Source organism: Glycomyces dulcitolivorans (genome assembly GCF_003265355.1).
Classification (GTDB): domain Bacteria; phylum Actinomycetota; class Actinomycetes; order Mycobacteriales; family Micromonosporaceae; genus Glycomyces; species Glycomyces dulcitolivorans.
In genome coordinates this window covers 1-10,466 of the sequence record NZ_QFRW01000239.1, presented here as the reverse complement: position 1 = coordinate 10,466, position 10,466 = coordinate 1, and the positions used below count along the sequence as shown (strand labels likewise).

The window sequence follows — 10,466 nt, the reverse complement described above, 5'->3', positions numbered from 1 at the left end:
GCCGAGCGCGGCGGCGACGGCGGCCGCGGCGAGGGCGCGGCCGGCGCGCGAGGGGTTGCGGGAATGCATGGTCCGATTCCCTTCCTGGATGAGGGGCCGCCGTTGCGGGCCGCCCGCGGGAAATGAGGGTTGTGATTACTAGACGCGGTCACCTCGTCACCAGATGCACCCTGAGCGGGGATTTCTTTCGCCCCGGGCATGGATCGAGCGCCCGCCGGGAGGGGGCGGGCGCTCGAATCGACGGTGCTACAGGGCCAGTCCCAGTGCGAGCGTGGTGATCGCGAGGCCGAGGAACGTGAACGTCCCGACGGTCTCCTTGGGCCAGAAGTTCGCCAGGATGTGGGTGTGGATCGCGCAGGTCCAGAACAGGACCAGGCCGGCGGCGGCCGCGGTGCCGACCAGCGGGAACCCGAGGAGGCCGACGAGGAGGCCGAGGCCGCCGAGGACTTTCAGGACGCCGATGGGGAAGACGAGCATCGAGTGCGGGACGTGCGCGCCGTCCATGAGCGGCAGGATGACCTTGAGGCGGACCATGGCGCCGATCCCCGATCCGAGGTTGGCGAGGCCGCCGACGAGGGCGAGGACGAGGTAGAGCGTGGACATCGGTTTCTCCTAGTTTCAGTGGGCGACGGTGACGTGGCGGCCGACGGCGTGCGGGTCGGCGACGGCGCGGAGCATGAAGTGGGCGGCGTCCTGGCGGGACAGCCGGAAGGCGCGCGGCAGGCTGGTGCCGTAGGCGACCTGGTAGGAGCCGGTGAGCGGGCCGTCGGTGAGGCGCGGCAGGCGCACGGCGGTCCAGTCGAGGCCGCTGGCGCCGAGGTGCTCCTCGGCGGCGGCGACGTCGCTCATGTGGGCGCCGATCACCGCGCGCACCAGCGGCAGGGTGAACAGGGTCATGGCGATCCCGGCGCCGGGTTCGCGGCGCAGCGGCCGCGGCCGGGCGGGGGTCGGGACGGTGGACAGGCCGATGCCGCTGACGGTGATGATCCGGCGGGTCCCGGTGGCGCGCATGGCCTCGGTGATCGCGGCGGTGGCGCGGGAGACGATGCCGGTCTCGGCCTTGCGGCGGGGGCCGACGCAGGAGAGGACGGCGTCGGCTCCGGCGAGCGCGGCCCGCAGTTCGGCGGGGTCGGGGTCGGCGAGGTCGACGGCGGCGGCCGGGATCTCGCGGTCGAGTCTGGACAGGTCGCGGACGACGGCGGTGACGTGGTGGTCCGCGGCGAGGGCCTGGGCGGTGACGGCGCGGCCGATCCCGCCCGTCGCCCCGATGACGACGAGTCTCATGGTATTCCTCGGGTGTTATCGCAGCTGGGTGAGCTTCTCGGGGTTGGTGACGGCGTAGACGCCGGTGACGGCCCCGTCGTCGCGCACGTCGAGCATGAGGACGCCGACGACGCGGCCCTCGCGCTCCATGAGGGCCGACGGGGAGCCGTTGACCGGGCGGAAGCCGATCTCCAGGCCCTCGGAGCGGCGGAAGGTGCGTCCGACGAGGAACGCGGCGATGCGCTCGGCCCCGTGCATGGGCCGGGGCCCGGCCGCGGGGGCGAGGCCGCCGCCGTCGCAGGTGAGTTCCACGTCGGGGGCCATGAGGCCGATGAGCGCGGCGAGGTCGCCGCCGGAGACGGCGGCCATGAACCGCTCGGTGACGCGCCGGTGGAGGGCCGGGTCGACCCGGTACTTGGGGCGGCGGGCCTGGACGTGGGCGCGGGCGCGGTGCGCGGTCTGGCGGACCGAGGCCGGGGTGCGGTCGAGCATCTCGGCGATCTCGTGGTGCCCGTAGCCGAAGACGTCGGCGAGGACGAACACGGCGCGCTCGGTGGGGGTCAGTGACTCCAGGACCACCATGAGCGCCAGGGACACCGACTCGACGCGCAGGGCCTGGTCGGCGCCGTCGTCCGCGGAAGCGCCGTGGACGGCGCGGTCGTAAGTGGCACGTTCGTAAGAAGCACGGTCGGGCGCGGACCCGGTCGCCAGCGGCTCGGGCAGCCACGGCCCGATGTAGGTCTCGCGGCGGCGGCGGATCGCGCCCTGGCGGGCGATGGCGGCGTTGATGGCGACGCGCACGAGGTAGGCGCGCGGGTGCTCGATGGGCGCGCCGTGCGAGCGCGCCTCCCAGGCGAGCCAGGTCTCCTGGAGAACGTCCTCGGTGTCGGCGACGGTGCCGAGCATCGAGTAGACGATGCCGAACAGCAGTTCGTGGTGCTCGGTGAAGACCGCGGTCGCGGTTTCCGCATCCGTTTCGGGTTCCATGTCGGCCTCCTCGATCGGCGGGTGGTGGTACCGATCTGAGAGCGGTTCGGGGGCCTCGGATGTGACACCCGGGCCCCCGATATGACCGAAGGCACAGCCCCGGCTCGGCTCAGTTCACTCGGTGCCGACGTAGATGAGGGACTTCAGGACGTACTTGCCGGGTTCGAGGACGCCGCGCAGCACCGGAAGCACCGTGGACGGCCAGTACAGGTGGGTGCCGGGCATCGGCTCGATCAGGTCGGCCTCGCGGCCGGTCCCGGAGTCGATGATCTCCGAGCGCAGGCCCTGGCTGGTGACGACGGCCTTCGCGTCGCCGACCTGCGCGACGTGCCCGGACTTGGGGACGCACCAGCCGCCCTCGCCGGTGTAGAGCAGCCGGCCGGTGTCGATGACGTGGACGCGCGCGTGCCAGCCGTCGACGGCCGCTTCGAGGGAGGTCGTGATCGACACGTCCTCCCAGGGCTGCCACTCGATCGTGAGGACCCCGTTCTCGTCGATGGTGCCCTCGTCGGAGTCCTCGCGGCCCCGCCAGTGGCGGCCGTCCTCGGACAGGAACAGGGCCCCGTCCGGCACGGCCGCTTCGAGGCCGGGGCCGGGCGTGGCGTGGGAGAACGCGGCGAGCGAGGAGTACGCGAGCTTCCCGTACGCGGCCTGGCCGTTGCGCGCCCAGGGATGCCAGGCCTGCCCGTTGAGGCGGGTGACGTGCCCGGCGCGGTCCCGCACGTGCACGGCCCGCGCGGCCTTGTGCGCCTCCACGACCGGGCCGGGGACGGTCTCCTCGGCGGTCCAGAAGGGATGCTCGGGCCCGGCGAGGAGGCCGATGAAGACCTTCGAGGCCCACCAAGGGGAACCGGCGGTCAGGTACTGCTCGACGACCGCGTCGTTGGGGTACGAGTAGCCCACCGTGAGGCGCCCCTCGGGGTCGAGCATCGGGCGGCGCCACCACCAGTCGAGGTGGCGGCGGGCGTACCCGGCGGCCTCGCCCCACGGGACGGCCTCGACGTCGGCCGCGGCCAGGGCGCCCCACAGCGACGCCTGCGCGAACCGGTACCCCAGGCTCCGTCCATAGGGGACGGCGGCGCCGTCGGCGGCGAACCAGGACCCGAAGCGGCGCGCGAACGCGGCGGCGTTCTCGACGAACCGGTCGTCCCCGGCGAGCCTGAAGTGCAGCAGCGCGTACGTGTGGAACGCGAACGGGTTGTAGTAGTCGACGCGCCCGCCGAAGCCGTCCTCGAACACCGAGTCGCCGAGGAGGAACTCCCCCATGCGCTCCAGGTGCGCGGTCGCGACGGCCGGGTCGTGCTTGACGCCGATGCGCTTGAGTCCGTGGCCGGCAAAGACCGGGAAGTAGTGCCAGTTGGTGTCGGCGACCTCGGTCGTGTAGGCCGCCGAGAGCCAGGCGGCGACCTTGTCCTTCGCCTTGGGCTCCAGGGGCTCCCAGAGCTTCTCGGGGGCGGTCGCGAGGCCCCAGCCGACGGAGGCGGCCTCGACGCAGCGCTGGCTGGTGGAGCCGAGGTCGCCGACGTACCAGTCGTCCTCGGGGTCGAGGGCGCGGGCGATGGTGGCAGCGAGGGGCTCCCAGACGGCGTCGGGGACGTGGTCCTTCGCGGCGGCCAGGCCCCACAGGGGGCGGGTGAGGAGCTCGAACCAGTTCTCGCGGTGCGAGTGGTTGGACATGGTGACCGGCATCGCGCCCGGCCCCTGCACGGCCAGTTCCACCGCCGGGCGGCCGATCGCCAGCGCGGCGGCGCCCCATCCTGCACGGCTCTGGTCCAACGGTCCGAACGAACGCTGCGGAGAAGTCACGCTGGCAGACGCTATCAACGCCGGGGCCCTCCTGCAACCCCGCCGGGGTATCGGCCGTGGGTTATTCACGGTCTGAATGGGGTGAAAGCAGGGTGGCTGTGCGTGACCGTTCCCAGCAATATGAGTGGCAGTCGCGAATGGCGCTGGATTGGGAGGGCTCGCATGGGCGATCGGTACGAGGCGTTCTGCATGGCGGACCCGTCGTTCTACGACGCGATGCACTCGGAGGCGACGGCCGGCGCTTCGTACGCGGTGGCGGGGCAGGACCTGCCCGAGGGGTGGCGGTGCACGGCGAAGGACGACTGGCTGACCGTCCGCCGCGACGACGCGCCGCTGCCGCTCCAGGGCTGGAAGATCCACGCCTCGGCGACGCTCGACGGGGCCGAGCGGGTCCTGGAGGCGGTGTGGGCGTACTGCGTGCCGCGCGGCGTCCAGTTCAAGTTCCTGCGCTCGCCGGGGGCGTTCCGGGCGCGGGTGTCGAAGTACGCGCCGCGCGGGTTCTCGGGGAAGCTCGTGACGGTCTACCCGGGCGACGACGCCGAGTGCGAGCGGATCCTGACCGAGCTCGGGGCGCTCCTGGACGGCGAGCCGGGGCCGTACATCCTCAGCGACCTGCGCTGGGGGTCCGGGCCGCTGCACGTCAGGTACGGGGCGTTCGCGAACCGCTTCACGACCGATGCGACCGGCGCGGTGGTGCCGGCGCTCGAAGACGGCGAGGGCGTCCTGGTCGCCGACCGGCGGGACCCGGTGTTCCGGGTGCCGGAGTGGGTCGAGCTCCCGGACTTCCTCGAACCGCACCTGAAGGCGCGCAACGCGGTCACGGTGACCGACATCCCCTACACGATCGAGCGGGTCCTGCACTTCTCCAACGGCGGCGGCATCTACCTGGCCCGGCACGCGGACGGCCGCGAGGTCGTCCTCAAGGAGGGCCGCCCCCACGCCGGGCTCGACGCCTGGGGCGAGGACGCGGTGCAGCGCGTCGAGCGCGAGCACGAGATCCTGTCGCTCCTGGCCGGCGTGCCAGGCGTGCCGGAGGTGTACGACCTGTTCTGGCTGGGCGAGCACCGGTTCATGGCGATGGAGTACGTCGAGGGCGAGGTGCTCAGCAAGGCGGTCGTGACCCGCTACCCGCTCATCGACGCCACGGCCGAGCCGGAGGAGTACGAGCGCTTCGCCGACTGGGCGCGAGAGGTCTACGAAGCGCTTGCGGACATTGTCGAATCCGTCCACGAGCGCGGGATCGCCTACGGGGACCTGCACCTGTTCAACGTCATGGTGCGCCCCGACGGGCGCCCGTGCCTGCTGGACTTCGAGGTGGCCGGGCCGATCGACTCCGAGCGGCGGGCGGGCCTGGGCAACCAGGGCTTCGCGGCGCCGCGGTCGATGGCCGGCGCCGAGGCGGACCGGTATTCGCTGGCGTGCATGAAGCTCGCGCTGTTCCTGCCGATGACGAACCTGCTCGGGCTGCACCGGCTCAAGGCGCGGCACTTCACCGAGATCATCACCGAGCACTTCCCGGTCGCCGCCGACTGGTTCGACGACGCGCTGGAGCGCATCGCGCCGGCCCCGTTCGAGTACGAGCCGCCGCGCATCGACGCCGATCCCGGCGCGTGGCCGGGCGTGAGGGACGCGATCGCGAAGGCGATCACCGCCAGCGCCACGCCCGACCGGCACGACCGGCTGTTCCCCGGCGACGTCGAGCAGTTCGAGTCCGGCGGCCTCGGCCTGTCGTTCGGTGCCGCAGGGGTCCTGTACGCGCTGGACGCGGCGGGTGCGGGCCGGTTCGAGCAGTACGAGACGTGGCTGCGCGACCATGCGGTGAACCCGGCCGCGGGCTCGCGGCTCGGGCTCTACGACGGGCTCCTGGGCGCGGCGTTCACGTTGGACCGCTTCGGGTACGGGCAGGACGCGCTCGACATCGCCGACATCGTGCTCCGCGAGGACTGGGAGACGCTCGGCGGCGACCTGTCCGGCGGCATCGCCGGGATCGGCCTCGGGCTGCTGCATCTCGGTGCGGCCCATGGCGAAGCGGACCTGACCGAAGCGGGGCTGCGCTGCGCGGCGATCGCCGCGGACCGGCTGGAGGCCGAGACCGGCACGGCGGCCGTCAGCGGCGGGCGCGAGCCGTGGGCGGGCCTGATGAAGGGCGGCTCAGGCCGCGCGGTGCTGTTCCTGCGCGCCGCCGACGCGACCGGCGACTCGGGCTACGTGGACGCCGCTGCGACGGCGCTGCGCGCCGACCTGCGCCGGACCATGGTGCGCGACAACGGATCGCGTGAGGTCAACGAGGGCTGGCGGACGATGCCGTACCTCGACGCGGGCAGCGTGGGCATCGGCCTGGTCCTCGACCACTTCAAGGCCTTCCGGAGCGAAGACGACTTCGAAGAAGCCGGCAAGGGCATCGAGATCACCGCCGCCTCCCCCATGTACATCCTCCCGGGCCTGTTCACCGGCCGGGCGGGCATCCTCCTCTACCTGGCAGGCCATACCGAGCCTGCCCACTCCAACCCCCTGGTGCGCAAGCAGATCGAATCCCTCGCCTGGCACGCGCTGCCGTACGGCGACGGGATGGCGTTCCCCGGCACCGGGCTCTTGCGCCTCTCGATGGACCTGGCCACCGGAGGTGCGGGCGTGCTGCTCGCCCTCGGCGCGGCCGTCCAGGGAGGCCCGGGCCTGCCGCTGGTCCCCGGCGGCACCGCCCCTCAGACGCCCGCGCCGTTGGCGCGGGTCGGCGAAATCATCTCCCGATGATCGACGAAAGGAAGACGACATGGCTCTTCTCGACCTGCAAGGCATGGAAGGCAAGGACGAGGTCGCCACGACCGGTTCGAGCGCTAGCGGGCACTCCTGCCCCAGCAACCTGAGCGCCACGCTCTGCGGCGGCACGAGCGGCCTCTCGATCCTGCTCTGCCACTAGGCAACCGTCGCGGCCCCGGACAAGTCACCGATGTCCGGGGCCGCGGCCCGCGAAGGGAGGCGTCTCTTGACCGCCGCATCCGAACGGCCGCTGACCTTCCGCACCGTCGTGGGCCAGTCCCGCGCATGGCTGCCGCTCATCGGCGCCGCGGCCCTCCTCGGATCACTCGGCATGCTCGCGCTGCCCCTGGTCCTCGCGGCCGCAATCGACGCGGTCGCAGCAGGAGAGAACGCGACCGGCCCGATGCTCGCGGCCGCCGGGCTCATCCTCCTCGGCGTCGCCTGCGACCTCGTCGAAGCCTCGGCCGAAACCGCCTGCGCCGCCGACGCCGCGGCCCGCCTCCGCACCGGCCTGATCCGGCGCCTCCTCGCGGCCCCGCACCGGATCGCCCGCTTCGACACCGGCGACCTCGTGGCCCGCATCTCCGCGGGCGCCGCCGACGCGGCCCATGCGGGACCGAGCACGATCGGCACCCTCGCCGCGACCCTGCCGCCGCTGGGCAGCCTGGCGATCCTGATCTGGCTCGACTGGCGGTTGGCGGCGGCGTTCGCAGCAGGACTGGTCCTGGTAGCCGCGGTTCTCCACCTCTTCGCGAAGCAGACCGCGACCGCCGCCCAGCACTACCAAATTGCCCAGAGCGAGATGGCGTCCCGCCTCACCGAAGCCCTGGAAGGCGGCCGCACGATCGCCGCCGCGGGCACGATCGACACCGAGACCCGACGCCTCCTCACCGGCCTCCCCGCCCTCGCCCACCACGGCCGGGCGACCTGGAAGGCCCTCTCGACGGCAGGAGCACGAGCCGCGATAGCAGGCCCGCTCACCACCATCGGCGTCCTCGCCGTCGCCGGGTTCCTGGTGACCGGCAACAGCCTCACCACCGGCGAACTCCTCGCCGCCGCCCAATACGCGATGATGGGCGCCGGCCTCGGCTCCCTCACCGGCATCATCGCCGCCACCGCCCGAGCCCGCGCCGCAGTCACCCGCATCGCCGAAGTCCACAACCTCAGTGCCATGTCATATGGCACCGAAACCCTCCCACCCGGAGCCCCCGGCAGACTCGAACTCCACGAAGTAACAGTCCAACCCCAAAACGAACCGCCACTCCTGAAGAACATCACCATCAAGATCCCCGGAGGAGCCCTAGCGGCAATAGTCGGCAAGTCAGGCTCAGGCAAATCAATCCTCGCCGAAACCGCAGTCCGCCTCCGAGACCCCGACAGCGGCAAGGTCACCCTCGACGGCCGACCGCTCCCCTCCCTGACCCACAACGAAATCCGGAGAGCCACAGGCCTGGCCACCGCCCGCCCCACCCTGGCCGGCGCCACCCTCGCCGACGCCATGGGCCCAGGCCGCCCCCACCACCGAGTCCTCGAAGCCGCGAGAGCCGTCGGCGCCCACGACTTCGCCACCCGACTCCCCGCAACATATGACACACCACTCCCCGACATCCCCATGTCAGGCGGCGAAGCCCAACGCATCGGCCTCGCCCGCGCCTGGCACGCCGACCGCCTCCTGGTCCTCGACGACGCCACCTCCAGCCTCGACCTCCTCAGCGCCAACCGAATCGAAGAAGCGCTGGCCGCGACCGGCCGCACCCGGCTCGTAGTGACATATGACGCGCTACTAGCCGAGCGAGCCGACCTGGTGATCTGGCTGCAAAACGGGGCGATCCGCACCGTCGGCACCCACAGCACCTTGTGGGCCGATCCGGATTACCGAGCGGTCTTCGCCAGATGAGAAGAGAGATCCGCTACGCCGCATCCGGTTTGAACGCCCGCTCCGTCTGGACGCTCCTCGCCTGGTCCGCCCTTGAAATCCTCCCGACCGCCCTGTTCGGCCTCATGCTCGCCCGGGCGATCGACGAGGGCTTCCTGGCGGGCCGTCCGTGGATCGGCGCGGCTTGGCTCGGAGGAGTCCTGCTCGCCGCCGCAGTGGGCGCCCTGGGCGCCAGCCGGGTGTACGCCGCACTCGGTGCGGTGGTCGAGCCCTTCAGAGACCGCCTGGTGCGACGGGTAATCGACCGAACGCTGAAAAGCGCCGTGGCAGACCGGCCCGAACCCGGGGCGCTCTCACTCCTCACCAGGCAGGTCGAGATCGCCCGCGATGCCTACGCGGGCATCGTGGTGTCGGTCAGAGGCTGCCTGGTCACGACAGTAGGAGTAGGCGCCGGTCTACTAGCACTGAACTCCACACTCGCCCTCCTAGTCCTACCGCCGTTCTTCCTAGGACTCATCGCATTCACCGCGACCCTCGGCTTCGCGGCAGGCCGCCAACGCGACGCCGCACAGGCAGACGCGAACCTGACCGACCGCGCCGGCGAGATAGCAGCAGCGGCCCGAGACCTGGCCGCCTGCGGCGGCGAAGCCCACGCCGAAGCCCTCGCAGCCGAGCCGATCGCCGCCCAGGCAAAGGCAGAACGAGCCCTCGCAGGCGCCGCCGCCCTCCGCACGCTCTGCTTCGCACTCGGCGGATGGCTCCCGCTCCTGGTCCTCCTCGCAGCCGCCCCAAGCCTTCTCAACCAAGGCGTCACCGCCGGGGCCCTGACCGGCGCACTCCTTTACATCCTCACCGGCCTCCAACCGGCCCTGACCGCCCTGATGTCCGGCCTCGGCAGCAGCGGTCTCCGCCTCTACATCGCCCTGTCCCGCATCCTCACCGACACCGACACCGACACCGACACCGACACCGACACCGACACCGACACCGACACCGACACCGACACCGACAAAACCCTGTCGCACCCCCCGAGCACCATCGAACCGGGGGCGACACCCAACCCGAACACACCTCACATTCCCCGCCCCCACGCCCCCGGCCCTCCTTTTCCGTCAGACCCTTCGGGCACGATAAAAGCGGGGGCGACACCGAAGCCGAGCCCTGGTCACTTTCGCTCGCGGCCCAACATGTCGGACCCCGCGGGCATGATTGAAATGGGGGGTCCCCCAGGCGCCCGATTTGAAGGCAATGGCCGGAAAGATCACGACCGGGCCGCACCCGCACCCGCACCCGCACCCGCACCCGCACCCGCACCCGCACCCGCACCCGCACCCGCACCCGCACCGATTCTGGCGGCGCATCGCCTCACCTTCGCCTACGGCCCGCATTCCACTCCGGCCGTTCAGGACCTCGAACTCGCGATCCACACCGGTGACCATCTCGCGATCGTCGGCCCCAGCGGGATCGGCAAGTCCACCCTCGCGGCACTCCTGTGCGGACTGCTCCGCCCCGACAACGGCGCAGTCGCCTACGGCGACAGCGACGCCGCCCGGCTGTCACCGGGCGAGCTCGCCCGGCGCCGCGTGCTGCTCCCGCAGGGCGGCTACGTCTTCACCGGCACCGTCCGCGCGAACCTCGCCTACCTGAACCCCAGCGCCCCCGATGAAGCGATCGCCGCCGCCGCGGCGGCGGTCGGCGCGACCGCGCTGGTCGATCGGCTCGGCGGGCTCGACGCGCTCGTCGCGCCCCGCGACCTGTCCAGCGGCGAGCGCCAGCT

General features: G+C 72.1%; 8 protein-coding genes. 4 read left to right on the top strand and 4 right to left on the bottom strand.

The features are described 5' to 3' along the window. Window positions 1-246: 246 nt before the first annotated feature. The 4 genes from DI269_RS16020 to DI269_RS16005 form a co-directional block, all read right to left on the bottom strand. Complete coding sequence (locus tag DI269_RS16020; protein ID WP_112137552.1) at window positions 247-603, bottom strand: DoxX family protein; 357 nt, start codon at window positions 601-603, stop codon at window positions 247-249. A gap of 15 nt (window positions 604-618) precedes the next feature. Next, a complete protein-coding gene (locus DI269_RS16015) occupies window positions 619-1,284 on the bottom strand; it encodes an NAD(P)-dependent oxidoreductase (protein ID WP_112137550.1) in 666 nt (221 codons plus the stop codon). 15 nt (window positions 1,285-1,299) lie between these two features. Next, window positions 1,300-2,250, bottom strand: a complete 951-nt coding sequence (locus DI269_RS16010; protein WP_112137548.1) for a sigma-70 family RNA polymerase sigma factor — start codon at window positions 2,248-2,250, stop codon at window positions 1,300-1,302. A gap of 114 nt (window positions 2,251-2,364) precedes the next feature. Next, window positions 2,365-4,026, bottom strand: a complete 1,662-nt coding sequence (locus tag DI269_RS16005) for a DUF2264 domain-containing protein (RefSeq protein ID WP_157975033.1) — start codon at window positions 4,024-4,026, stop codon at window positions 2,365-2,367. Between the two features lie 192 nt (window positions 4,027-4,218). Here DI269_RS16005 and lanKC point away from each other — a divergent pair, with 192 nt between their 5' ends. The 4 genes from lanKC to DI269_RS27165 form a co-directional block, all read left to right on the top strand. Next, window positions 4,219-6,807: a class III lanthionine synthetase LanKC gene (lanKC, locus tag DI269_RS16000; RefSeq protein WP_112137546.1), complete on the top strand. Its 2,589-nt coding sequence runs from the start codon at window positions 4,219-4,221 to the stop codon at window positions 6,805-6,807. 19 nt (window positions 6,808-6,826) lie between these two features. Further along, entirely contained in the window at window positions 6,827-6,973 is a 147-nt protein-coding gene (locus DI269_RS15995) for a SapB/AmfS family lanthipeptide (protein WP_112137544.1), read from the top strand. Window positions 6,974-7,039: 66 nt separating this feature from the next. Continuing rightward, complete coding sequence (locus DI269_RS28680; protein WP_269814172.1) at window positions 7,040-8,710, top strand: ABC transporter transmembrane domain-containing protein; 1,671 nt, start codon at window positions 7,040-7,042, stop codon at window positions 8,708-8,710. Further along, window positions 8,707-10,466, top strand: a 1,760-nt coding sequence (locus DI269_RS27165) for an ATP-binding cassette domain-containing protein (protein ID WP_157975032.1), incomplete at its 3' end; no start/stop codon positions are given. The genes DI269_RS28680 and DI269_RS27165, both read left to right, overlap by 4 nt.